The following is a 26,208-nucleotide window of genomic DNA, read 5'->3' as shown; positions in this document are numbered from 1 at the left end:
TTTATTGGGATTTACGTATAATATGCGCTTTCGACCTGCTTTTACCCTTGAAAGAGAACACCAAGGATGCATGAAGATGGAAGAAACGTGCCATCTTATGAATGTACATGCATAGGAACTTAAACGTAGCAGTATGGCAGATAGGAGGTAACAGAATGAAAGCAGAACGAGCACAGCAAATATATGAAATGAAGGATACCGTTCCAGTGCTGCTGGATGGAGAACATTCCGTGTGGATTGAGAACGTAGACCTAGCCAATGAGATGGCGACTGTACAGGTGGGCACTCGCCCAACGAATACAGAGACAGTGAAGGTCGAGCGTCTGCAAGAGGGATGAATGAAGCGTAATGCTGCCTAATGAGTTCAAAGGGATGCCCTTTATCATAAGCAGCAGTACAAGACAAGAAGTACAAGACAAGAAGTGCAGGACAAGCAGGGCTCCGACAGTGTTGGAAGCCCTGCTGCATCAAACCTAAGAGAAGGTGGATATATGTTCAAGTCGGCTTTTGGAGTCCTTCAGAAGGTTGGCAAGGCGCTCATGCTGCCAGTGGCGATTCTTCCTGCAGCGGGAATACTGCTTGGAATCGGCAATGCCCTTCAGAATCCAGATATGATTGAACGCGTGCCATGGCTTGCTAACGGAACCGTTATGATCGTCACGAGCGTGATGGAGCAGGCAGGCGGCATCGTGTTTGACAATTTGTCTCTCTTGTTCGCAGTTGGGGTGGCGATTGGTCTTGCTGGAGGAGATGGCGTAGCGGGGCTTGCAGCCATTATCGGATATTTTGTCATGAACGTTACCATGAAGGTCATGATGAATGTAACACCGGAAACGGTAGCTTCGAATTCAGCTTATGCCGTCCTTCAAGGGATACCGACACTGCAGACGGGAGTATTCGGGGGGATCATCATCGGTATTGTGGCTGCTGTGCTGTATAAGCGCTTCTTTACCATAGAGCTGCCATCCTATCTTGGATTCTTTGCTGGAAAGCGATTTGTCCCGATTATTACGGCGGTGACATCTCTGCTAATAGGGATTGTGATGGTCTTTATATGGCCGCCCATTCAGCATGGGTTAAATACATTCTCGCATTCGCTGATCGATTCCAACCGAGCTTTGGCCGCCTTTATATTTGGCATATGTGAGCGTGCGCTGATCCCGTTTGGACTTCACCATATCTTCTATGCGCCATTCTGGTTTGAGTTCGGTGAATATGTCAATAAAGCCGGCGTCATTGTGCGCGGAGATCAAAAAATCTTTTTCGAGCAGCTGAAGGATGGCGTGCCCCTCACTGCAGGAACCTTTATGACAGGCAAATTCCCATTCATGATGTTTGGCCTTCCCGCAGCGGCATTGGCGATCTACCATGAGGCGAGAAAGGAAAACAAAGCGATTGTCGCGGGGCTGATGGGCTCAGCAGCATTGACGTCTTTTCTAACAGGAATTACAGAGCCGCTTGAATTCTCCTTTTTATTTGTGGCTCCCATGCTGTTCGTGGTCCATGTGTTTTTTGCCGGCTTGTCCTTCCTTACCATGCATTTGCTTGGCGTCAAAATCGGGATGACCTTCTCTGGAGGCGTCATTGATTATTTATTGTTTGGCGTACTTCAGAATCGAACGCCTTATTGGCTCGTTATTCCTGTTGGGCTTGTGCTTGCGGTCATTTATTATTTTGGATTTCGCTTTGCCATACGCAAATTCAATTTGCGCACGCCGGGCAGAGAGGTGCAGACCGCTACTGCAGCGGCGAGCTCGACAGCATCCTCGGAGCTTCCGCGCGGCATTCTAACGGCGCTTGGGGGCAAAGATAATATTTCTTCGCTTGATGCCTGCATTACACGCTTGCGGGTGCAGGTTAAGGATGCCCAAGATGTCAATAAGGAACGGCTGAAGGAGCTCGGGGCTTCGGGCGTTCTTGAAGTAGGCAACAGCGTACAAGCGATATTTGGCACACGTTCGGAAACGATCAAGCATCAAATTCATGAGCTGATTACGCAGGAGTCGATGGATTTATCGACTGAGGAAAGCGTAGAGAAGCAGGATTCCTCCGAACGGCCTTCGGAAGACGAGCTGAAATAGCCACAGACCAATCTGCCTTTATCATTTGCAGCAGCATCAGACGGTGCTCACCCAGCGTAAAAAACCTGCTTGTACAAGCAGGTTTTTTTGTGCGTGATTGTCGAAAACAAAAAATCGAGGTGGTATTCAAGGTTTTTCCATGTAAAATGGAATTTATCACCACATCGCAAGGGCAGCTGAGCTTGTTACAGATCCGATGGGAAGAGGGGACATAAATGGCTTTGATAAAGGCAGGACGCATGCCGGGCAGCAAAATGACTCGTAGAAGTGTGTTCGTTACGATCTTTCTATCTTATCTCTCTATCGTATTGATTCCCGTATCGATTGGAGGGGTGTTCTACCAGCAGGTGGAGCAGTCCATGGTTCAGAATGCAATACGAACCAATACCGGTTTAATGGAGCAATTCAGGCAGATTACCGAATCAAGGCTGCAGGACATTGATCAGCTGACCAATCAGATTGCGATTGATCCGACAATCAACTGGCTGTTAAATAACGCTGGCAAAGACACGATTGAGCAGCGGCTGAAGGTTATCGATACCTTAAAGGAGCTGAAAAAGTACAAAAGCACGAGCAGCTTCATCGATGATTTCTTTATCTATTTCCAGGGGAATGATACGGTGCTGTCGCCAGAAATGAAAGCGGATGCAGACCTGTATTTTTCCTCCATCCTATCCTATCGGGACCAGTCCAAAGAGTGGGTTGTAAACCAGCTGCTTCGGGGGCTTCATCATCAAGTCTATTTGCCCTCTGAGGCGCTTAATGAGCTTAATCTGAACATGCGCGCCATCACCTATGTCCAATCTTTGCCTTACAATGATATATCGGATATCAAGGGGCAGCTTGTCGTGTTAATTCCTGAGGATCGATTAAGGCAGATGCTTACACAGATTGAGGGCGTGAGCGATGGTTCCTTTGCCATCTTGAATCAGCAGGGGCAGATTCTCATGTCCACATTAAACAGCCAGATGAACTGGGACCTTGTGAAGGAAATAAAGCAGGGCGGCGCTTATCACAAGATTGAATTAGGCGGACAGTCCATGATTGTAAGTGAAGTGAACGGCAGCAATGGCTGGCGTTATTTATCCGTTATTCCAGAGACGATCGTATTGAAGGACGTATTGGTATTCAAAAAGTGGACGATGGTTGTCATCAGCATCGGCCTCCTTGCAGGTCTACTGCTGTCCTACATCATGGCCTATCGCTACTATCAGCCGCTTCGAGAGGTGATTAAGGTTCTTGCTCACCGAGCGCCGAAGGAGATGCGTTATCGCGATGAATATGAATTAATCAAACAGTCCGTGCTTCACACAATGGATGAGGAAGAGAAACTAAGGCAAACGCTGGCGGAGCAATCACCGGTGCTGAAGGCCAATTTCTTGTCACGCCTTATTCGTGGGCATGTTGATCTCACGCAAGGTGTTCCGGAGACATTCGGCTTTATGGGAGTCGAGCTTAGTCATCCCTACTATTGTGTTATTCTGATCGATATTATTGACTGCTCAGGCTTTATTACCGGAGATACAGAGCGGGAATGGGGACTTGCTCGGTTTGTGCTTATGAATCTCGGGCAGGAATTATTAAATGAAGAAGGGTATATGGTAGAGCTTGAGCGCGATCGGTTGGCGGTGCTGCTCAATCTGCCGGATGCTACCGCATCGCTTGAGCGGATGAAGGATGAATTTCTTGAGAGCATGCAGGCAGCCGTGCATCAGCGCTTTCGCATGTCCATTGCCATCGGGGTAAGCTCTACACATCAAGGAAGCGACAAGATCAGCATTGCTTATGGAGAAGCGATGACCGCACTGGATTATTGGATCATCCACGGTACCTCATCGCTGGTTTATTTTGAAGAGATACGCACGGTGAAGTCCACCTTCTATCACTATCCGATTGAGACGGAGATTCAGCTTATGAATCTGGTGAAGAGCGGGGAAGGGGAGCAGGTGGAACGTTTGCTTCGTCATATCTTCGAGTTGAATTGGCAGCAGGAGATGATGACGCCTTCAAGTGTCAGATGCTTATCGATTGACCTGATTACCACGATTATGAAGATCCTCAACAGCTTGCAAATTGAAGATCAGCAGGTGTTTGGAGAAACGATTGATCCGGCTGCGATCGATCAGCGAGTCTTGTCCATCGATGCGATCGCAGATCAGATCATTAAGCGCTATTTGCTGCTCAGCAGCTATATCGAAGGCGAGCGCACAGACCACCATGATCGGCTGTATCAAAGAATGAAGGCCTTTATTGAAGAGCATTACGATCACCCGAATCTAAGCTTGGCGACCATGGCGGAGGAGTTCAAGATGACGCCGCCCTATGTATCCTCCTTTTTCAAAAAGTACAGCGGCATTAACATAACCGAATACATTGCCACTTTAAGAATGGAGAAGTCCAAGGAAATGCTGGCGGATCGGACGCTGACCTTAACTGAAATCGCAGCGCGCATCGGATATTCAAGCGATGTGGGCTTCCATCGTTTTTTCAAAAAAAATGAAGGCATTACCCCCGGCCAATACCGAGAAATGCTGGAGCAAAAAAAGGAATCTTAATCGTGGTAAATCGATCTTAAATCTGTTTAACCGGTGATGATATAGGCGGTAAATCAATGTTGAAAACGTTTACTTTCTATAATGATGGCAGCTCGATATAGTGAAAGCAGGTTAAGCGGAGGACGATTCCGGTGGCCAAAAACATATGGGGGGTCATTTCGTTGAAACGATATTCGTGGCGTCAATTATGTGCACTAACCATTTCCTTAGTCATGATCATGAGCATGTTTGCAGCATGCAGCCCTAGCAAGCCGGCAGAGCAAGGAACGAAGCAAGAAGACGGTGCAAAGCCGCTGACTTTCGATGAGGTTCCTTATCCAGAAGCGATTACGTATTGGGCTGGGTTAGGCAATGCCAACACGGTATTGAAGGACTTTAGCGAGATGGGGGCCTACCAAGAGCTGGAGAAGATTACAAAGACAAAGGTGACCTTCCAACATCCGCCTGCAGGCAATGGTGTGCAGGATCAATTCAACCTTATGCTGGCATCGGGAACACTCCCTGATGTCATCGAGTATACGTGGAGCAGTGTAGCCAAGGGGCCTGACCAGGCGATTAAGGATAAGCGCATTCTTCGTTTGAATGAATGGATTGAACAGTACGCCCCGAATTTGACCAAAGTATTGAATGACCGGCCTGACCTGAAAAAGATGATCACGACGGATGAAGGCAATATCTATGTCTTCCCATTCCTTCGTCCTGACGAGGAGCTCCTCACCTTCATGGGACCGGTGCTGCGCAAGGATTGGCTGGATAAGCTGGGACTTGAGGTGCCGACGTCGATCGAAGAATGGGAGAAGGTGCTGATTGCATTTCGTGACGGCGATCCGAACGGCAATGGCCAGAAGGATGAGATTCCTTTCTTGATGCGAGACATGAACGTTGCCTTCTATGGTTCTTATGGTGTTATGGACGGCTTCTATCAGGAAAATAATGTGGTGAAGTATGGTCCGATAGAACCTGGCTATAAGGAATTCCTGACGACCTTCAGCCGCTGGTATAAAGAAGGCCTGCTCGATAAGGACTATGCAACCACAGACGGCAAGCTGCAGGATGCGAAGATGACGGGTGACATCCTTGGTTCTCTCGTTACCTATAATGGCTCTGGTGTGGGGCGCTATATGTCCTTAATGAAGGAAAAGGACCCGAACTTTAAGCTTGTCGGTACGGTCTATCCAACAGGGATTGCCGGACAGAAGTCGCTCGGACAGCAGGACCCTCCATTCCAAGGGGTTGGCGCTGCCATCAGCGCATCTGTATCCAATCCTGAGCAGATCGTAAAATGGCTGGATTACAAATACAGCGAAGAAGGGCATATGCTCTTTAACTTCGGTGTTGAAGGCAAGAGCTATACGATGAAGGATGGTTATCCAACTTATACTGAGGATGTAACGAACAACCCGGATGGACTCCCAATGGCACAAGCCTTGAGCAAATATATGCCGGTTAGCTGGTCAGGTCCATTCGTTCAGGACAAACGCTATATCGAACAATATGTCTCCTTGCCGGAGCAGAAGGAAGCGATGAAGAACTGGCTTGATGCCGATCACAGCAAGATTCTGCCTCCAATCACGCCAACTTCAGAAGAAAGCTCGACTTATGCTTCGATTATGACGGATATTGATACGTATAAGAGTGAGATGGTCAATAAATTCATTATGGGTGCAGAACCGATGGAGAACTACGACAAGTTCGTAGAAACGATCAAATCCATGGGCATCGAAGAGGCAATCAAGATTCGCCAAGCAGGATTGGACCGTTATAACAAGCGGTAATCCATCTGCCGCAACGACTATGGATGAACGATGGTTGGAATCGTGTCGGAGGCTTAGCTTCCGGCACGTCATTTTCTTCACTACTAGAAGGAAAGGTTCTTTTTCTCTAAGGAGGTTCGACAGATGCCAGCACTTGAGAAATCAACGTCCCAAGCACCCATAAAGGAGATACGGGACAAGACCCTCATGCAGCGGATATGGCGTGATGCGAAGATGAATCGCTACGTCTACCTGATGCTGCTGCCAGTGGTGCTCTATTACGCCGTGTTTCATTATGGCCCGATGTATGGGGTGCAAATTGCCTTCAAAGATTATTCAGCGGCCCTCGGCTTTGCAGGAAGCCCATGGGTAGGATTCAAGTACTTTGAGGAATTTTTCAACAGCTTCTTTTTCTGGCGGATTGTACGCAATACGCTGCTCTTAAGCCTGTATGAACTGCTCTTTGCTTTTCCAGCTCCTATTATCCTTGCCCTTTTAATGAATGAGATCAGGCAGCATTTTTTCAAGCGGGCAGTACAAACGATTACGTATATTCCGCACTTCATCTCGATCGTTGTCATCGTGGGAATGCTCGTTGATTTCTTGGCCCGTGACGGACTGATCAACAACATCCTTGGCATGTTTGGTGTTGAGGCCGTTGCTTATCTGCGCGAGCCGGAATGGTTCCGAACCATTTATATTACCTCAGGCATTTGGCAGGGAGTAGGCTGGGGAACGATCATTTATCTTGCCGCGATCTCGAACATCGATCCTTCGCTGTATGAAGCTGCCAAAGTGGACGGCGCCAACAAGTGGAGGCAGGTGCTGCACATTACGATTCCGGGCATTACATCCACCATCATTATTCTGCTTATTTTGCAAATGGGCAGCATTATGAGCGTTAGCACGGATAAAATTTTGCTGATGTACAATTCATCAACGTACGAGACGGCAGATGTCATTGGAACCTATGTCTACCGCAAAGGCCTATTGGAGTCTAACTACAGCTATAGTACGGCGATTGGCTTGTTTAATTCCTTAATCAACTTCTCCCTTCTGATCCTCGCCAATCGGGTGAGCCGAAGAATGAGTGAGACGAAGCTATGGTAGCTTCAATGTGGAAGCGCATACTTAAAGGAGGGAGCCAATCGTGAATAAACTAAGCATTGGGGAGCGGGTCTTCGAAGTTTTTAATATTCTGTTTATGATCTTGCTGTGCCTCGTTACGTTATACCCGTTTTATTATGTTCTGATCGCATCTTTTAGTGATCCATCTTGGATCGTAAAGCAGCGCGGCTTGATCTGGCTGCCAGAAGGCTTCAATCTGGATGCGTACGTCCGCGTATTGGATAATCCCATGATTCTTCAAGGTTATATGAATACGTTGTTTGTTGTAACGGTTGGAACCTTGATTAATGTATTCATGACCGCCCTTGGCGCGTACGGGTTGTCCAGACAGAATGTGATGTGGAAGAACCCGATTATGTTTTTTATCGTGTTCACCATGTTTTTCTCTGGGGGCTTGATTCCGAACTATTTGCTGGTATCCGAGCTTGGGATGCTTGATTCTCTCTGGGCACTCATTATCCCAGGCGCCATTAGCGCCTTTAACTTGATTATTATGCGGACTGCTTTTCATGGTGTGCCGATCAGCTTGGAGGAGTCTGCGAAGCTTGATGGCGCCAACGACTTTACGGTGCTATTCCGTATTATTCTGCCGCTGTCTCTACCTGTTATCGCGGTTATGATTCTCTTCTACGGGGTCGGGCATTGGAATTCATGGTTTAACGCTTTGATCTACCTGCGTGATCGGGAGCTCTATCCGCTGCAGCTAGTACTGCGTGAGATTCTGATTACGAACAGCACAGACAGCATGATGACCGGAACGAATGCTGCCGATACGATGCCGATCGGTGAAACGATCAAGTACGCCACGATTGTGGTCGCAACCGTTCCCATTCTAGTGCTGTATCCATTTTTGCAGAAGTACTTTGTAAAGGGTGTTATGATTGGTGCAATCAAAGAATAGCTGCTACAGGCAAATGCGACCTGATGATGATCGATATCGTCAGGTTTTTTGCTGTTTGTTCTGTGCAGCGCATGAATAGGGGTTCCTATAACGGGAGAAAGATGTATGATATAATAGGTTGTTAACTAGACGGTATGAAGAAGCCGTGCGGACAGAGACAATTCAGGAGGAGGAAATGAACTTGCTATCAGCAAAGCATGCGGTTCGCTCCATGAGTGAGCAGGATACCGAACAGATTGCTGCCTTTGTTGCCAAGCGCTGCGTTCCAGGTACGGTTATTGCCCTTGACGGAGATCTTGGAGCAGGCAAGACACGGTTCTCTCAGGCTCTTGCCAAGGAGCTTGGGGTGACGGATGTGGTCAATAGCCCGACATTTACGATTATTAAGGAATATGAAGGCGAGAAGCTGCCTTTTTATCATATGGATGTCTATCGCATTAGCATGAACGAGGCCGATGATCTGGGGCTAGATGAATACTTCTTTGGGGACGGGGTATCGGTGGTGGAATGGTCCAGCATCATCACACCGCTGCTGCCTGATCAATACCTTCATTTGTTTCTTCAGTATGAAGGCGAGACGGAGCGTGTTATCCGAATTACGGCATATGGAGAGCCTTATGCAGCATGGGTGAATGAGTGGAAACGGAGTGGAATGGCATAATGGAGCATACAGTGGAGACAGGCAAGATTCTGGCGATGGATACCTCAACCAAGACGCTTGCCTGTGCGATAGTAGAGAAAGGCCAAGTGATACAGGCCTCGCATTCGGCTGCAGAGCGCAATCACGCACTCAAGCTGATTCCGATCGTGCAGGAGCTGCTTGCTCTGGAGAACATCGCTTCGAAGGATCTTGACGGCATTGCAGTCGGAATTGGGCCAGGCTCCTACACAGGGGTGCGTGTTGGCGTTACGGCGGCCAAGACCTTGGCTTGGACATTGGACAAGCCTGTGGCTGCAGTGTCGAGCTTGTATGCACTCGCATTGACTGGGGCTGCTCAGGCTGAATCGGTGATCCAAGACTTGCCTGAGCATGCGAAGCTGATCGTGTATCCGATGATGGATGCAAGACGAGGGCAAGTGTATACTGGATCATTTGCAGGTGGGCGAGAGAAGCTGCTTCGGTTGATTCGACATCAAGATGAGCTTGCCGCACTTGAAGAAGGACTTATTCGTCAGCGTGAAGATGAGATTATTCTCTTTGAGAAGATCGTGATGCAGGCTGCTGACCAACTGCAAGCGGAATCTGATGTCCATATCCTCTTTGCAGGAGAGACATCCCCGCAGCAGGAGGCGATTGAAGCGATTCAAGCAGCACATGCTGACCGTGTGCACCTGATGCCATGTGAGATTCATGCAGGCTGGATCGGCCGTGCAGGTGAGCTGCTGCTCCGTCAAGGGAAGACAACACCTGCCCATCAGCTGGAGCCGAATTATGCCCAGCTTACAGAAGCAGAGACGAAGCTGAAGGCAAGGGAGCAGGCTGCTTCCGAGCCGTCCTAAGGAGGGACACCTGGATGGAACAGGCGAAGCGGGAAGCTGTAGCGAACCAAGCACTTATTCGTCCGATGAGTGTGCAGGATATTCCGCAGGTGATGGAGGTGGAGCATACCTCCTTTACGGTGCCTTGGACGAGCGATGCTTTTTTGAATGAACTGAATAACAATCGGTTTGCCTGTTATCTTGTGCTTGAGATAGAAGGGCGCATTGCGGGTTACGCGGGCATGTGGATGATCGTGGATGAAGCGCATGTGACCAATATTGCGATTTATCCAGACGATCGAGGACATGGCTTCGGAGAGCTGCTTCTAGGCGAGCTAGTAAGGCAGGCGCTTGCCATGGGCATGCGCAAGATGACACTGGAAGTACGCGAATCCAACCATATCGCTCAAGGTCTATACCGCAAATTTGGCTTTGAACCAGCCGGTGTTCGCAAAGGATACTACACGGATAATCAAGAAGATGCCATCATCATGTGGTCAGATCTGTATCAATGGTCTGCCGAATCCTCTTCCTGATCTCATCATGAATGAAGGTTAGAATGAAGCCAAGAACGTGATCTTGGTACTGAAATAGAAATTGCAGGTGAGTGAGACGTGACAACGATTAATCACATATCAGAAAGCCCATCGACATTGAAGCAAGAGCATAGTCTCATCCTAGCGATCGAGACAAGCTGTGACGAGACCTCGGTCGCTGTTGTACGTGACGGCAAGCAGGTGCTGAGCAATATGGTGTCGAGCCAGATCGACATCCATCGCCGATTCGGCGGCGTAGTGCCGGAGATTGCTTCTAGAAAGCATGTGGATTCCATTACGCTCATGATTGAACAGGCAGTAGAAGAAGCGGGAATTAAGCTGGAGGAGCTCGATGCGATCGCGGTTACACAAGGCCCCGGGCTAGTAGGCGCATTGATCGTCGGAGTAATGGCAGCGAAGTCGCTCTCCTTGGCGCTTCAAATACCGATTATCGGCACGCATCATATTGCTGGCCATATCTATGCGAATCGACTGATATCCGAGCTTCACTATCCCTGCATCGCCTTGGTTGTATCTGGCGGGCATACCGAGATTGTCTATATGGAATCAGAGGGCAGCTTCCGTCTGATCGGCAGAACAAGAGACGATGCTGTCGGAGAAGCATACGACAAGGTCGCTCGCGCTATCGGTCTCCCTTATCCTGGCGGGCCACATGTGGATCGCTTGGCTATGGAGGCGAAGAAGGCGGTGGAATTGCCTCGATCGTGGCTCGCACCAGATTCATATGACTTTAGCTTCAGCGGCTTGAAGTCAGCTGTGCTGAATGCGCTCAACCAGAGTCAGATGAAAGGCGAGCCGCTAGATCACGGCGAGCTGGCCCGCGGCTTCCAAGAGTCTGTCATTGACGTGCTTGTGGAGAAGTCCATGCGAGCTGTGAAGGAATATGGCGCGAAGCAATTGCTCTTATGTGGAGGCGTAGCAGCGAATAAGGGACTGCGGGCCGCGCTTACAGCGAGAAGCGAAGCGGACGGCGTGGAACTTGTGATCCCGCCATTCCAGTACTGCACAGACAATGCTGCGATGATTGGTGCGGCCGCTCATTTGAAATGGAAGCAGGGAGCCTTTGATTCACTAGACTTCAATGTGCACCCCTCGTTCTCTTTAGAGAAGTGGATGGGACAAGAGCTTGAAGACAAGCAATAGCATCGCATGATTGAAGCTCTTTACCCTAAGCTTGGATGTTAATTTTAATTTGGTTTAATTTGGTTTTATTTATCGTTTGATCGCATTAAGCAGAGCTGGCCTTTATTTCTCACTGTTCAAGAGAGAATAAGGCCAGTTCTTTTTTTGCTGATGGAAAAAAGAGCAGACATATCTGCACCGCGTTCCATGTTATATCCCAGCATACCAAATGTAGATGGAGTCAAGAAAGAGGGTCTAGGACTAAGGTCATAGGAATTGTTGTTTCCTTGTTGATAAAACTTATCCACATATCCGGAGCTTTCTGTGGATTAAACGCTTACATGGTTTACCTGCATGCTTTTGGTTTTTGTTGAAAAAGGGGATAGCCTTTTCATTTTTGACCAAGTGATCTGTGGATAGTGTGCATAATTTAGTGGATAATGTTGGTTTTTGTGCAAAAGTCCTTCTGTGAAGCGGATTTTTCGTGAAAAAAATTCATTTTCTATTTTCAATTCGTTAAAATAATTGTGGATAACTTCGCGGGGTTATCCGACTCTTTTCGACATTATTCATGTTGTTCTTCTAGAGTTGCTTGATGGAAGGCATAAGCGAAGCTGCTGCTAGGTTTTGGTCGGATACGCCCCTAATGCGACCCGATCAGCAAGTTATACCCTTAGAATCCATTGCTTCATACATTCGATATTTGAAAATAAAAGCCCTCGGCAGGGCGTGGTTCAGTTGAACTTCCACTACTTCTGCCAAGGGCTTGCTTATCGCTTCAGGAATTTGCTAACGCATAAAGGCGCTTATGATGAAGAATCCATGCAAGCTTCCCACTCTGCATAGGCTCCCTCAAGCTCCTTGCGCTGCTGGTCAATCTTCTGTTGAATCTCCTGCAGCTTCATATAATCATTATATACCTCAGGGTCTGCGAGCAGCGCTTCCTGCTCTTCGACGCTTCCCTCCAGTACGGCAATTTGCTCCTCCAGCTGCTCTAGGCGGCGCTGTCGAGCACGTTCCTCACGTTTTGCTTGCTTGTCCAGCTCAAACTGAGCTGCACCTGAGACGGATTTGTCATCAGGCAGTTCATCAGCAGTTCCTGGCCGGGAGAAGGACTGGGGGCCTCCAGCAGCGGTAATCTGACGTTTGCGAAGCTCCTCATCTTCTAGAAGCTCCTGCTTCTTGATCACATAGTCGTCATAATTCCCGAGATAAGCGGTTGTTCCCGTCGGACTAAGCTCAACAACCCGTTCAGCCATCTTGTTCAAGAAGTAACGGTCATGGCTGATAAAGAGGACCGTTCCCTCATAGTCGATGAGCGCCGATTCCAGCACCTCTTTGCTGAACAGGTCCAGATGGTTCGTAGGCTCGTCCAGGATCAAGACGTTGGCCTGCTGAAGCATCAGCTTGGCAAGCGCGACACGCGCCTTTTCCCCGCCGCTAAGAGAGCTTACCTTCTTCTGGACATCGTCTCCGCTGAAGAGGAAGTTCCCAAGCACAGTTCGAATACGGACCTCATCCATGTGCGGATAAGTAGACCAGAGCTCTTCTAGAACCGTCAGATTCGAATTCAAGTTGGTCTGCTCCTGATCATAGTAGCCAATCGACACATGCGTGCCCCAATCAAAGGAGCCGGCGGCAAGCGGGTGTTTTTGAATCAGCGTTCTGAGCAAGGTTGATTTGCCTATGCCGTTAGGGCCGATTAGCGCGACCATCTCGCCGCGGTACAAATCCAGATTCGCATGCTTGAACAGCGGAGGGTCGCCTTCGTAAGCGACAGACAACTCACGGGCATGCAGGACATCATTGCCCGTCAGTCTCGCGATCTCAAAGGCAAAGCGCGCTTTCTTGAGCTCACCAAGCGGCCTGTCGATACGCTCCATCTTATCAAGCGCCTTGCGTCTGCTCTGCGCACGCTTGGTTGTCGAAGCACGGACGATATTGCGCTGAATAAAGTCCTCCATCTTCGCAATGTCCTCCTGCTGCTTCTCATAGAGCTTCAGCTGCTGCTCATACTCCAGCGCCTTAAGTTCCATATACTTCGTATAATTGCCGGTATAGCGCTTCGCCTGATGTCGTTCAATCTCAACGATGGATGTCACCATTGCGTCAAGGAAATAGCGGTCATGGGATACAACCAGCACGCCGCCAGGGTAAGCACGCAAATACTGCTCAAGCCAGGTCAGCGTCTCGATGTCCAGATGGTTCGTAGGCTCATCGAGCAGGAGTAGATCAGGCTCCTGAAGAAGCATGCGGGCAAGCGCCAACCGAGTCTTCTGTCCTCCGCTCAGCGTATTGACCGGAGTGTCCGGATTCATATCGCCGAAGCCCATTCCGCTTAGAATGCCGCGGACCTTCGCCTCCATGGCATATCCGCCCTGCTCACGGAACCATTCTGACCGCGAAGCGTATCTCGCCAGGATCTCCTCATATCGAGCACTGTCTTCGGCAGCCTTCGGGTCAGCGATCTGCTGTTCTAGTTCGCGCAGCTCCTGCTCTACTTCAACAAGATGGGAGAAGACAAGCATCAGCTCAGCCCATATCGATCGCTCAGATTGCAGACCGGAATTCTGAGCTAGATAGCCAATGGTCGTCTCCTTGGATTTGTATATCATTCCGGAGTCGGCGGTCAGCTCGCCGGAAATGATTTTGAGCAGCGTGGATTTGCCAGCTCCGTTAACACCGACAAGGCCGATACGCTCACGTTCATTCATATGAAACGATATATTTGTCAATACAGGGGTAATCCCGTAATGTTTGGATACATTATTGACTTGAAGCAGCAAAGATATCTCCTCCATTTTTGGTCAAACTACCCCTAGTTTACATGAAAACAAGCGTGAACGCGATGCTGGGGTTCATAAAATGACGCTAACAGTGGCAGGAAACAGGTAACGGTGGTACACTTAAGTTGAAAATCATGAAAAGTTATGAAAAAAGTGATGAATGTCAAAAGCAAGGTGGCGGTGGGAATGAATGAAGATCAACTTACGCATCAACCATCGGTGAAGCTTGCGAAACATGAGCTTCGCACTGCACTTAAGCGGAAGCGGAATCATATCGATGCTGATCAGCGCAAGCAGGATGCTAAGCAGGCTTGCAGACGTGCCGCACAGCTGCTGGAGGAGCTTCGTCACGAGCAAGGACGGCCGCTTACGGTGTGTGCCTATATGCCGTTTGGACCCGAATTGGACATCATTCCATTAATGGAAGCATGCTTGTCTTCGGGAGATCAGCTGTACATTCCGCGCACGCTCCAAGACACTCATACATTAGAATGGGTGGGATGGAACATGAGCACCCCTTTTAAGTCAGGCGTCTTTGGTATTCGCGAGCCTGCGGATGAGGCAGAGGCTGTTCCTATTCATCACATCATGAATAATACGAATATAGTGCTTGTTCCCGGACTCGGCTTCGATCGTACAGGTGGAAGGCTCGGCATGGGCGCAGGATATTATGATCGATTTTTGTCGCTGTGGGAGAGCGCTAAACCTATAGACAAGCCCCGTCTCCTGAGCATTATCTATAATGAACAATTGGTTGTGAGGGTGCCTGTGGAACCTCATGACGCAATGATTGATATATTGGTAACGCCGTCTCAAGTGATACCGATCAAGAAAGCCGGTTTTTAGGATGTAGGAGGATGAGGATGGAGCCGCTGACACATTTTAATGAAGAAGGACGAGCGAGGATGGTGGATATCTCGGAAAAAGAGATTACGAAGCGTATCGCTGTTGCCGCATCTTCGGTCAAGATGAATCCGGATACACTCATGCGCATCAAGGCAGGGTCCGTTGACAAGGGCGACGTTCTCGCTGTTGCGCAGGTAGCTGGAATTATGGCAGCGAAGAATACCTCGCAGTGGATTCCGATGTGCCATCCTTTGCAGTTAAGCGGGGTAAATATCCATTTTGAAGATAATGGACATGATACCTTGAAGATTACAGCAGAAGTAAAGACGAGTGGGAAGACTGGCGTCGAGATGGAGGCCCTAACAGCCGTATCTGCAGCAGCGCTTACGGTCTACGATATGTGCAAGGCCATGCAGAAGGATATGTCCATTGGCCCAACGCATTTGATTAGCAAGGAAGGCGGCAAGAACGGTGATTACAGAAGCAGCGAAGCATAAGCTGCCTTCTTATCTGATAGAGCATAAGAGATTAGAACCTGTGGAGTTGAAAGGAGGATTATCATCGTGAGGTGGAAGGTAGCGATACTGACAGCGAGTGACAAGGGCTCGCGTGGAGAGCGAGAGGATACAAGCGCACAGGTGCTGCGTGAATTAGTAGAAGAAGAGATCAATGGGGAGATTGTCGAGTATCGCATTGTACCGGATGAAATGAATGAGATTACGGCAGCGCTGATTGAGATGGCTGACTACTTCAAGGCAGATCTAATCTTAACGACTGGCGGAACGGGGCTAGCCCCAAGAGACGTAACCCCAGAAGCGACCCTTAAGGTTGTGGATCGTGTCGTACCTGGCATTGCAGAGGCGATGCGTTATACAGCCATGCAGAAGACAAGGCGCGCAATGCTCTCAAGAGGGGTGTGCGGCATTCGCAATCGCACGCTGATCATCAATCTGCCAGGAAGCCCGAAGGGCGTTCATGAGAACATTATGGCTGTTATTGATCAGCTCCCTCATGCGCTAGATGTAGCCAGCGGCCGCTATCACGATCATGATTAGCATTGCTCCTTCTCTATTTTGTTCGTGAAAGTAAGCAAATCTCTTCAAACATTCCTGTTTTCAATTGTGTATTTTTTCAAAATTTTATGAGACTTCTTGGTATTTTGTGGATGGGGTGTGATATGATAATAATCACATTGTCACTTATGAACCCTTCCTCAATTTGAAAGGAGTCGATCGTAATGTTCTCAGGAATCGGTGCGACAGGAGTCCTCTTAATTCTCCTTATTGCATTATTGTTGTTCGGACCGAACAAGCTGCCTGAACTTGGACGTGCCTTCGGAAGAACGCTGCGTGAATTCAAGGCTGGCGCAAGAGATATCATGGATGATGAGGATTCAAAAGGCTCCTCCCGTAAGGAAATCGCTCATGAAGAAGCTGCTTCCAAGACGACATCCCTTCAGAACGAACCGCCTCGCAGACTTCCAGATTAAAAGCGTACACTGCGAGCAACGACATGGAGCGAGGATTCGAACACAAGAATCGTAGAGCGAACTCTCGCTTCGAGCCGTCATTTTTGCAACGACAGGTTGGTGTTAGGATGTCTGAGTGGGACAAGGAACAGATGACTTTTATTGAGCATTTTACGGAGCTTCGCAAGCGCATCATTTATATTATTCTCGTTCTTGTTGTGGGGCTTGTAGGTGGATTTATCGTCGCGGACCCCATCTATCAATATATTATTAAGCAGCCCCCTGCCAATGGCTTTACCTTCCACAGCTTCTCGCTTTGGGATGGAGTAGGCATCTATATGAAGTTCTCGCTCATTGTAGCCATTGCCATTGCCCTTCCGTTTACGATGTACCAGTTATGGGCATTTGTCAGCCCTGGCCTTCGACCTGTAGAGCGCCGGGCTACCCTTAAGTACATTCCGTTCGTGTTTCTTTTGTTTTTAGTCGGATTAGCATTCGGCTATTTTGTTGTGCTTCCAATGGCTTATCAGTTTACGACAAGCATTAACCAGTACCTGCATCTGGAAGAGACGTATGGCATTACGCAGTATTTGACGTTTATGTTCAACATTTTGCTGCCGATGTCGATTCTGTTCGAATTGCCGCTTGTTATTATGTTCTTGACGGGCATTCGCATCTTGAATCCGCTTCGTCTTCGCAAGATGAGAAGGATTGCCTACTTTGCACTTGTCGTCATTGGTGTGACTTTGTCGCCGCCAGATGTGATGTCCGATATTCTCGTTACGATCCCCCTGCTGGTGCTGTATGAGTTCAGCGTTCTTATGTCTTCGATTGTATACCGCAAGCAATTAAGACAACAGCAGGAATGGGAGGAGCAGTTCGATGCTGAAGGCAAGGAGACCTCCAGCGCTTAACTTCATAAGCAAGAAGATAAGGCGACTTCGTGTATAAATGCTGGCTGGCGTTTGTGACGAGGTCGCTTTTTTTACCATAACATCATTTATTAGCTACGTCATAGACACAAACCAGCATTCTAATCAGCGATACGACCAATCTTTAATCGTAATCACGCATCTTTGCATGCTTCAAGAAAGTGGTTTTCTCATAACAACATATCTTTATTATTTTTTCATTTCAAAGCACTTGCAAACTGAATCGGATTTAAGTATCATATAAATTGTTATTAGCACTAACCTGATCCGAGTGCTAATAATCCACTTTTGTTGAAGATGGATTAAGCGAATATCGTTTAATCCCACTTATATTTACTCTTTTAAATAAGGAGGCTGTTTTTCATGATCAAACCTTTAGGTGAACGCGTATTGATTGAAGCAATCGCGAAAGAAGAAACAACTGCTTTTGGTATCGTATTGCCTGAGACAGCTAAGGAAAAGCCGCAAGAAGGAAAAGTTATTGCTGTTGGTAGTGGCGTATGGAAAGACGGACAACGTGTTCCTTTGGAAATCAAAGAAGGCGATCGTGTGATCTTCTCCAAGTATGCTGGAACCGAAATCAAGTTCGAAGGCAAAGAGTATTTGATTATGAAAGAAAGCGATATTCACGCAATCGTTGGCTAATCGCTGACAGATCTCGTGTTGAAGCCTGGCATTCAACCGAACATACCGCGTTCCGCAGCGTATGCGGAAGCGATGCACGTATACATGAATCCTAAGATCATTGAGGAGGTTTTTTCTAATGGCAAAAGATATTTTGTTCTCTGAAGAAGCTCGTCGTTCTATGCTCCGTGGTGTAGACGCACTTGCAGATGCAGTAAAAGTAACGCTTGGACCTAAAGGCCGCAACGTGGTATTGGAGAAGAAATTCGGATCTCCACTCATCACCAATGACGGTGTTACTATCGCGAAAGAAATCGAGCTTGAAGACGCATTTGAAAACATGGGTGCTCAACTCGTTAAAGAAGTTGCTACCAAAACAAACGATGTTGCTGGTGACGGTACAACAACGGCTACTGTTCTGGCTCAAGCTATGATTCGTGAAGGCTTGAAGAACGTAACGGCTGGCGCTAACCCAATGGTCGTTCGCAAAGGTATCGACAAAGCGGTTCGTGCTGCTGTAGAGAAGCTTCATGAGATCGCGAAGCCAATCGAAGGCAAGCAAAACATCGCACAAGTTGCTTCCATCTCAGCTGCGGATGAAGAAGTAGGCGACTTGATCGCTGAAGCGATGGAGAAAGTCGGCAAAGACGGCGTTATCACGGTAGAAGAATCCAAAGGCTTCAACACAGAGCTTGAAGTGGTTGAAGGTATGCAATTCGACCGTGGATACATCTCTCCATACATGATCACAGACACTGACAAGATGGAAGCTGTTCTTGACAGCCCGTACATCTTGATCGTTGACAAGAAGATCAGCAACATCCAAGAGATTCTTCCTGTCCTTGAAAAAGTGGTTCAACAAGGCAAGCAATTGCTCATCATTGCTGAGGATGTTGAAGGCGAAGCACAAGCGACATTGATCGTGAACAAACTTCGCGGAACATTCACTTGCGTAGCGGTTAAAGCTCCAGGCTTTGGCGACCGTCGCAAAGCAATGCTGCAAGATATCGCTGCATTGACTGGCGGCCAAGTGATCACAGAAGAGCTCGGACTTGATCTTAAGTCCACAACAATCGATCAATTGGGTACAGCTCGTCAAATCCGTGTTACGAAAGAAAACACAATCATCGTTGACGGTGCTGGCAACAAGGACGATATCGATGCTCGCATCAAGCAAATCCGCACTCAATTGGAAGAAACAACTTCCGAATTCGATAAAGAAAAACTGCAAGAGCGTCTTGCAAAATTGGCTGGCGGCGTAGCTGTAATCAAAGTTGGTGCAGCAACAGAAACCGAGCTTAAAGAACGCAAGCTTCGCATTGAGGATGCATTGAATGCAACTCGCGCTGCTGTTGAAGAAGGTATTGTTGCAGGTGGCGGTACAGCGTTGATGAACGTGTACCAAGCGGTTGCAGCAGTAGAATCTTCCGGCGACGAGAAAACAGGCCTCAACATCGTATTGAAGGCTCTTGAATCTCCAGTACGCACGATCGCTGACAACGCAGGTCAAGAAGGCTCCGTTATCGTTGAGCGCTTGAAAGGTGAAAAAGTTGGCGTAGGCTACAACGCGGCTACTGGCGAGTGGGTAGACATGATCGCAGTAGGTATCGTTGACCCTGCGAAAGTAACTCGTTCTGCGCTTCAAAACGCAGCTTCTGTAGCTGCCATGTTCTTGACGACAGAAGCGGTTATCGCTGACAAGCCAGAAAAAGATAAGCCAGCTATGCCAGACATGGGCGGCATGGGTGGAATGGGCGGCATGATGTAAGGACTGACAAGGCTTCCGAGCTTTTCAGTACATGAATGTCAGACCATTTAGCTCTTTAAGTTGAAGTTGCTCTAACCTTGATTTAAGAAGCAGTCACAGTTATAAATAATAAACCAAGCAATGACCACTTCCTAATAACTTTATTAGGGAGTGGTTTTTTATGTTGTTAAAGTTTGTATTTAAGGATTTTCTGGATGATCGAAAGTTTAAGAATACTACGCAAAAAACATCAGAAATTAACAGACTGTGCTAAAAGTATAGTTATTAAGTTGAAATTATTGAAGCTTGTTATCGCTTTTATGGGAAAGTGACTCAAAATAGAGTAAAATGCAAAGAAAAAGTAGACCATATATCCTTGCAGGAGAATGGTCTGTGTGGACTGTCCTGCACTGGAGCCAATGATTCACGATTGAAGAGGTCGACTAACATACAGATGTAGTGCCATCTGTTTTTGACTCAGAAAAATATGAAGTCGCTTGCATCGACGCTTTTGACCTCTGTTTGCTGCAATCTTCGATTCAGTTCAATGATCTTATCTAGGTGAAGTAGTAACTTTTTGTATTACTTAACGTCTAACTGGCAAATGGAAATGTTATCTAAATGGAGTTGGAACCGCGTGCTTAAAATCATTTGTATATTCTGTTTTACAGTGTTGGTAGCTGGTTGCTCGATAGGAAATACTACGTCTGCAGATGAGGTAACCAAAAAGGTTACGCCGGATCAGATTGTGACAGAGGATACCAATCATACCCAACCTCAGTATATTGATGAACGTGATTATGAAGGTGATGAGCTAGGGATCGTAAAAACAATGAACCTATATATTAAGGCGGTTTACGAAAAAGACAACAGTCTCTATGATTCAGTTGTAACTGAACCTATGACTCGGGCTACAGAAATGAATGATTTTAAAAAATACTTTATTAGTATCCATAAATTAGACTTTTCAATTAAGCCATACCCTACTCCTCCAAAAGACGTAAAACCAGTGGTGATTGAATATACAGGACAAATCCTTGGTGATGAAAATACTATCGAGGACAAACAACTTTTTCTATTTCGATTTGAAGATGGTATTTGGAAACTAATCGGGATATCTGATCATTTGAATTGGTAAGAAACATCATGTGTCAATCTAATCACGAATTCAAAACCTAAATCGATACCTAATGGGATGGATAAACAGAACACTCCCAGTAATACTTTCTACTTTAACACAATCAAGATCAGCTACAATATACCTTACTTCTTTAGAATTTTGAGTTGTTTTACAGCTATAGCCCATGTTGTCATAGTTTATCATTCCTTCCATAGTGGATCCGATAGACGTTTTTTTGTCATTGGGATATATCCCTTAACAAAGCGCATCCCTAACTTTGAAGGGGGCTTATCGGATGAAGAGGCTAGCATTTCTTCTTCTCTTAACTATAGTGGTGTTCGTTGACAAAAAAACCTAATATCCACAAAAGATTAATGATTTTGCTTCCATATTCGATTATAAGATGTAGTGCCATCTGTTTTTGACTTTGATATAGGACAAGTCGATTACAACGACGCTTTTGACCTCTGTTTACTGGATCTTCGATTCAGTTCAATGATCTGTGGCGACTCGTTGCAGGCAGCTTTATGAGGCTTGTACTGAGCCACTGTGTACGTAGAACCTTCATGATACGCCAAAAGCGACGTCTAGAGACGACAAGTCCACGCCCATAAAGCGTTGCTTTAATCTTTCTTGTTACGTATGATTTTCGATTGTTCTAAAAGATGTCAATGATAGCTTCCGTAACCTTATCTTCATCTTGCTGTTCTTTCACTCTCTGAAAAGGTTCCTGGCTGTTCTGCTTGTTTGATCCAACGATCCAGTGCAGATGCACTCATTCGTACTCTTTTACAATATCGACTCTAGATTTTCCATTCTCGTATAGCTGAACCATCAGTCTCTTGAAATTATCTGTAAATGTACGTCTTTGTCTTGGTATAGTAGATCCGCTCCTTTTCGTGTTGTACTTATTCTACTAGCCCTTAATTTTTCTGTCCAAATAAGTGTAGCCGATTCAACTTTTGCATGTATAACAGCTATATATATAAAATCTGTTACATATGTTTCTATTTAAGGTTATTTTTTCAATATAAGCTTTTTTGTTTGCTTTCTCATGTATATCTAATTAAACGTAAACTAAAAGGAAAAATAATTCAACGAAATAACAATGTGGAAAATATCAAGCTATTTTTCGTTTCAAACATATGAAAGTTGTTATATATTGTAACTATATCAAAGAAGGAGGTTACGTTATGAAAAAGACTATTTCAATTCTTACTTCAATGCTAATGTTACTATCTGTACTATTTGTACCAACTATCTCGGCTGAATCAAGAACTTCAAATGATATTTTCTCTGAAACCAAGGAAATAACGGGGGAAAATCTAAATTTAGATATTGTGTTACCTGATGGTGGAGAGGCGTTAAAAAAGCATATGGGTGATAAGTATTATGAGGCAAATTGGGAGAGTGTAATTGCAACGAAGTATTACTTTAAGTTAAACTCTAACAACGAACTGGTTCCGATGACTACTGATGAAGTGAATGCTCCTTCGCCATTAGCATGTGGACCATCAGAAGATAATTGTGCAAATCGTTATGGTATCACGTTATATGTAACAGGTGCTACAGTAGTTGGTAACACAAAACTATTCGGATATACATTTTATTGGGATAAGAACCCTCCTTTGGATGCAGGTAATAGTGCGGATGGTTTAGCTTTGACTTGGGGCGGTAACTTGGCAGTGGATAGTTACAAATTCTCCGTTTCATACAGTAATGGAGATACTGATGTGTTCCCAGCTTCAACAATCTCACCAAATTCAGGTGTTGCGTTTGAGTTCTTTGAAGCGATAGATAGAACATGGCCTGCTTCAAACAAGTATGCGGAAAGTGGTGGTGGATGGCTTTATGTTGCATCACCAGCTATAAATTTGGGAAGGAAAGCAAACATTGTTGCTCACTACTTACATACTTCAACTTCCAAAGAGGTAAATTCTATTGGTATCTCAATCGATGGTGGTAGTATTGGTTGGAATACAAAAGAAACCATTGAGCAACTTTCTATATCCCAGATATTTACTTATTGAAAATAAAAGGGCGAATCCATAAGGTTCGCCCTTGTTCCTATTTTGAGGTGCATAATGAGGAAAATAATTTTAATGTGTGTGTTGTTGTTAACAGGATGTGTTAATGAAAATTACAGTATAGATGTGAATAACCGTGCAGTGCAAATAGATTTGCTGATTAATAATCAATCCAGTATAAATGAAATCTTAAACTTAGATAAAGGGAACAGCGAAGTGATCCAAAATATTTCAAGCAAGTATAGAATCACAAAAGCTAAGAAAACATCAATATGTTTTGAACTGAAAAGTAATCATCTTAATGCAGTTAATGAACAAAAGTGTGATTCAAGTATTAATTATATATTTGATCTTTATCGTATTGACGGACTTGAAAAATTTGGTGAGGGAGAGATGATACTAGGTGTATATAAGTGGAACAGATACCCTTATATAAAAACAAATTTTAAAATGGATAGTTTAAAAATAGTAATGGAATTTAAGACACCTATAATTAATTCAAGATCGAATATTTTATATAGTAATAATAATTACCAATCATATCCGTTATCTGGATTCAATAAAGGTTATATCTGGGACATTGATAAAGGTGAGGATTATTTACCTAAAGAAGGGGTGTTTGTTTTAGAATCTCCTTCGAAAATTGATGGGCAAAAAGTTGTTTACGAATTTAACTCTCAACAAGCAGACAGAAAAAATAACTCAGATGACCATATGCAACCTTATTTTAGTGTGTCAGTTAATTAAAAGCATGAAAGTCTTTCACTTTTAGAACGTCGTAGTATACAGTACTTGGATATACAATACCTGTTCAGTAAAGCCAGTGTCTCTAAAAAGATGTCGGATTTACATTTGAAAATTCAAGTGTATGTGTTGTAGCAAGAGATAAGCAACTCTAGATGACTTTTCTTGTGTATCGCGCCCTCTGAAAAGGTAGAGATGAAATGGAGGCAACAATTAAAGACTCAACCCATCTAAACGCAATCATAAGTCTCTCAAGTCCGTTGACCTTAGAGAGACTTATGATTCCCAAGTAAATGATTAATAACCGAGGAGAAGGTTTACTTCAAGGCTTCAATCTCTGCCTTCAACCGTCGAGCGCATTCCTCCACGGACAGGCTGCCAAGGTCGCCAGCCTCTCGGCTGCGCAGGGAGACCATCGAGCAGCTTCGCTCATGCTCGCCGAGCACCAGCATATAAGGGACCTTTTCGAGCTGCGCTGCTCTAACCCGATACCCAAGCTTCTCATTGCGTGCATCCACTTCTACGCGGATGCCGGCTTCAGCCAGCTCCGCTTTGACCTTATACGCATAATCCGCATAGTGATCGGATACAGGCAGCAGCTTCGCTTGCACCGGTGCCAGCCATAGTGGAAATGCGCCTGCATAATGCTCTGTCAGGATGCCGATGAACCGATCAACCGAGCCGTATACCGCACGGTGAATGACGATCGGGCGGTATTTAAGACCATCCTCACCCATGTACGATAGATCGAATTTCTCAGGCATCTGGTAATCCAGCTGGATTGTCCCGCACTGCCAGCTTCGCTTCAAAGCGTCAAGAATATGGAAGTCAATCTTCGGTCCATAGAATGCACCGTCCCCTTCGTTGATTCGATAGGGAAGCCCGCGTGCTTCAAGGACACGCTGCAGCGCTTGCTCAGCTTGATCCCACATCTCGTCACTGCCCATGCGATCTTCTGGACGAGTAGACAATTCAACTGTGTATTCAAACCCAAAGATGCTGTATACATGGCTGAGCAGATCAAGAATGCGTCCAATTTCTTCTTCGATCTGTTCTGCCATTACGAAGATATGCGCATCGTCTTGGCAGAAGGTGCGGACCCGCATCATGCCATTTAGCGCCCCTGAGAATTCATGGCGGTGTACTTGGCCGAACTCGCAGATGCGAATCGGCAGCTCACGATAGGAGCGCAGCGCATGCTTGAAGATCAGCATATGGCCTGGACAGTTCATGGGCTTTAGGGCAAAGCTAGTTTGATCGACGTTCGTAAAGTACATGTTGTCCTTATAATGATCCCAATGCCCAGATTGCTCCCAGAGGCGAGTGTTCATCATTAGCGGTGTACGCACTTCCTCGTAATCCCGCTGTCTTTGCAGCTCGCGGGCCAGGTTCTCCAGTTCCGTCCGAATCGTCATTCCCCTAGGAAGATAAAAGGGCATGCCAGGCGCTTCCTCAGAGAACATGAACAGCTCCAGCTCTTTTCCCAGCTTGCGGTGATCGCGCTTCTTCGCTTCCTCCAGCAGATGCAAATGTTCATCCAACTGCTTTTTGTTAGCGAACGAAGTCCCATAGATCCGCTGCAGCATCTGATTGTCCGAGCTGCCGCGCCAATAAGCGCCTGCTACATTTTGCAGTGCAAATGCCTTGATAGTTCCTGTGGATGGAAGATGCGGCCCGCGGCACAAATCTACAAATTCTCCTTGCTCATAGATCGAGATGACCGCATCTTCAGGCAAATCGTGGATTAGCTCCAGCTTCAGATGCTCTTCCTTCTGTCCAAACAGTTGAATGGCTTCAGCACGAGAGAGCTCTTTGCGAACGATAGGGAGATTCTCCTGTACAATGCGCGCCATTTCCTTCTCGATCGCTTCAAGGTCGTTAGTAGACAAGGAATGATCCAGCTCCATATCATAATAAAAGCCATTCTCGATCACAGGGCCTATTCCCAGCTTAACGGCGTGATTGCCATAAAGGCGTTTAACGGCTTGGGCCAATACATGGGCTGTGCTGTGTCGTAACATGCTTAGTCCCTCTTTATGATCAAGCGTAACAATCTCAACTAGGCTGTCATGGTTGATCGCTTGATGAAGATCGACCAGCACGCCGTCTATTTTGCCTGCAATCGCTTTTTTCTTCAGGCTTATGCTGATGATGCCGGCGACTTGCTCGATGGTTGTTCCTTGCTGCACCTCCTTTACTGTTCCATCTGGCAATGTAATCTTGATCATCTCCATGACTAACTCCTCCATTTCCTAATTGATATTGAACGCAAAAAAACGCATCTCGTTCCATCAAGGGACGAGTGCGTTCAGCTCGTGGTTCCACCCTAATTCAACC

Annotated in this window: 22 protein-coding genes; 20 read left to right on the top strand and 2 right to left on the bottom strand. The window is 46.4% G+C overall.

All coding sequences use genetic code 11. The features are described 5' to 3' along the window. The first annotated feature begins 155 nt into the window (after positions 1-155). The 10 genes from B9Y93_RS10730 to tsaD all read left to right on the top strand — a co-directional run bounded on the left by B9Y93_RS10730 (position 156) and on the right by tsaD (position 11,598). A complete protein-coding gene (locus tag B9Y93_RS10730) occupies positions 156-338 on the top strand; it encodes an H-type small acid-soluble spore protein (protein WP_085494395.1) in 183 nt (60 codons plus the stop codon). A gap of 153 nt (positions 339-491) precedes the next feature. Continuing rightward, positions 492-2,081, top strand: coding sequence for a glucose-specific PTS transporter subunit IIBC (gene ptsG / locus B9Y93_RS10725; protein WP_085494394.1), 1,590 nt, complete (start codon positions 492-494; stop codon positions 2,079-2,081). 215 nt (positions 2,082-2,296) lie between these two features. After that, the gene (locus tag B9Y93_RS10720; RefSeq protein ID WP_085494393.1) at positions 2,297-4,636 is read left to right on the top strand and encodes a helix-turn-helix domain-containing protein; all 2,340 of its coding nucleotides are present in this window, start codon (positions 2,297-2,299) and stop codon (positions 4,634-4,636) included. 224 nt (positions 4,637-4,860) lie between these two features. Further along, positions 4,861-6,411, top strand: a complete 1,551-nt coding sequence (locus tag B9Y93_RS10715; protein ID WP_085494570.1) for a type 2 periplasmic-binding domain-containing protein — start codon at positions 4,861-4,863, stop codon at positions 6,409-6,411. Between the two features lie 123 nt (positions 6,412-6,534). After that, a complete protein-coding gene (locus B9Y93_RS10710; RefSeq protein WP_085494392.1) occupies positions 6,535-7,500 on the top strand; it encodes an ABC transporter permease in 966 nt (321 codons plus the stop codon). A 94-nt stretch (positions 7,501-7,594) separates the two neighbouring features. After that, on the top strand, positions 7,595-8,419 hold the full coding sequence (locus tag B9Y93_RS10705) for a carbohydrate ABC transporter permease (RefSeq protein WP_085494569.1): 825 nt from the start codon (positions 7,595-7,597) through the stop codon (positions 8,417-8,419). Positions 8,420-8,594: 175 nt separating this feature from the next. After that, a complete protein-coding gene (gene tsaE, locus B9Y93_RS10700; protein WP_085494391.1) occupies positions 8,595-9,080 on the top strand; it encodes a tRNA (adenosine(37)-N6)-threonylcarbamoyltransferase complex ATPase subunit type 1 TsaE in 486 nt (161 codons plus the stop codon). Then, complete coding sequence (gene tsaB / locus B9Y93_RS10695) at positions 9,056-9,919, top strand: tRNA (adenosine(37)-N6)-threonylcarbamoyltransferase complex dimerization subunit type 1 TsaB (protein WP_244903368.1); 864 nt, start codon at positions 9,056-9,058, stop codon at positions 9,917-9,919. The genes tsaE and tsaB overlap by 25 nt, the downstream gene beginning before the upstream one ends. A gap of 14 nt (positions 9,920-9,933) precedes the next feature. Continuing rightward, positions 9,934-10,434 (top strand): ribosomal protein S18-alanine N-acetyltransferase, encoded by a 501-nt coding sequence (rimI, locus tag B9Y93_RS10690; protein WP_085494390.1) that lies wholly within the window; start codon positions 9,934-9,936, stop codon positions 10,432-10,434. 87 nt (positions 10,435-10,521) lie between these two features. Next, positions 10,522-11,598, top strand: coding sequence for a tRNA (adenosine(37)-N6)-threonylcarbamoyltransferase complex transferase subunit TsaD (gene tsaD, locus B9Y93_RS10685; RefSeq protein ID WP_085494567.1), 1,077 nt, complete (start codon positions 10,522-10,524; stop codon positions 11,596-11,598). Between the two features lie 785 nt (positions 11,599-12,383). Here the strand turns inward: tsaD and B9Y93_RS10680 are convergent. Further along, entirely contained in the window at positions 12,384-14,363 is a 1,980-nt protein-coding gene (locus B9Y93_RS10680; protein WP_085494389.1) for an ABC-F family ATP-binding cassette domain-containing protein, read from the bottom strand. A 186-nt stretch (positions 14,364-14,549) separates the two neighbouring features. On the opposite strand from B9Y93_RS10680, the gene B9Y93_RS10675 reads away from it, so the two are divergent. From B9Y93_RS10675 to B9Y93_RS10630, 10 genes are all read left to right on the top strand, one after another. Next, positions 14,550-15,209 (top strand): 5-formyltetrahydrofolate cyclo-ligase, encoded by a 660-nt coding sequence (locus B9Y93_RS10675; protein ID WP_176228895.1) that lies wholly within the window; start codon positions 14,550-14,552, stop codon positions 15,207-15,209. Positions 15,210-15,226: 17 nt separating this feature from the next. Next, positions 15,227-15,706, top strand: coding sequence for a cyclic pyranopterin monophosphate synthase MoaC (gene moaC, locus B9Y93_RS10670; protein WP_085494387.1), 480 nt, complete (start codon positions 15,227-15,229; stop codon positions 15,704-15,706). 66 nt (positions 15,707-15,772) lie between these two features. Beyond that, positions 15,773-16,264 carry a MogA/MoaB family molybdenum cofactor biosynthesis protein gene (locus tag B9Y93_RS10665; protein WP_085494386.1) on the top strand — a complete coding sequence of 164 codons (492 nt, stop codon included), beginning with the start codon at positions 15,773-15,775 and terminating at the stop codon, positions 16,262-16,264. Between the two features lie 182 nt (positions 16,265-16,446). Next, the gene (locus tag B9Y93_RS10660) at positions 16,447-16,698 is read left to right on the top strand and encodes a twin-arginine translocase TatA/TatE family subunit (RefSeq protein WP_085494385.1); all 252 of its coding nucleotides are present in this window, start codon (positions 16,447-16,449) and stop codon (positions 16,696-16,698) included. 107 nt (positions 16,699-16,805) lie between these two features. Beyond that, positions 16,806-17,591, top strand: a complete 786-nt coding sequence (gene tatC / locus B9Y93_RS10655; protein WP_085494384.1) for a twin-arginine translocase subunit TatC — start codon at positions 16,806-16,808, stop codon at positions 17,589-17,591. A 381-nt stretch (positions 17,592-17,972) separates the two neighbouring features. After that, positions 17,973-18,254, top strand: a complete 282-nt coding sequence (groES, locus tag B9Y93_RS10650) for a co-chaperone GroES (RefSeq protein ID WP_085494383.1) — start codon at positions 17,973-17,975, stop codon at positions 18,252-18,254. A 118-nt stretch (positions 18,255-18,372) separates the two neighbouring features. Next, positions 18,373-20,001 (top strand): chaperonin GroEL, encoded by a 1,629-nt coding sequence (groL, locus tag B9Y93_RS10645; RefSeq protein WP_085494382.1) that lies wholly within the window; start codon positions 18,373-18,375, stop codon positions 19,999-20,001. Between the two features lie 616 nt (positions 20,002-20,617). After that, the gene (locus tag B9Y93_RS10640) at positions 20,618-21,118 is read left to right on the top strand and encodes a hypothetical protein (protein ID WP_085494381.1); all 501 of its coding nucleotides are present in this window, start codon (positions 20,618-20,620) and stop codon (positions 21,116-21,118) included. Between the two features lie 1,175 nt (positions 21,119-22,293). Next, positions 22,294-23,130 carry a hypothetical protein gene (locus B9Y93_RS10635; RefSeq protein ID WP_085494380.1) on the top strand — a complete coding sequence of 279 codons (837 nt, stop codon included), beginning with the start codon at positions 22,294-22,296 and terminating at the stop codon, positions 23,128-23,130. 54 nt (positions 23,131-23,184) lie between these two features. Beyond that, the gene (locus tag B9Y93_RS10630; protein WP_085494379.1) at positions 23,185-23,874 is read left to right on the top strand and encodes a hypothetical protein; all 690 of its coding nucleotides are present in this window, start codon (positions 23,185-23,187) and stop codon (positions 23,872-23,874) included. 314 nt (positions 23,875-24,188) lie between these two features. On the opposite strand, the gene thrS is transcribed toward B9Y93_RS10630, so the two are convergent. Then, positions 24,189-26,105: a threonine--tRNA ligase gene (gene thrS / locus B9Y93_RS10625; RefSeq protein WP_085494378.1), complete on the bottom strand. Its 1,917-nt coding sequence runs from the start codon at positions 26,103-26,105 to the stop codon at positions 24,189-24,191. Positions 26,106-26,208 lie beyond the last annotated feature (103 nt).

It is taken from the genome of Paenibacillus aquistagni (assembly GCF_900177815.1).
GTDB lineage: Bacteria > Bacillota > Bacilli > Paenibacillales > Paenibacillaceae > Paenibacillus_B > Paenibacillus_B aquistagni.
The sequence above is the reverse complement of the archived record's forward strand: the minus strand, read 5'-3'. Positions and strand labels throughout refer to the sequence as shown.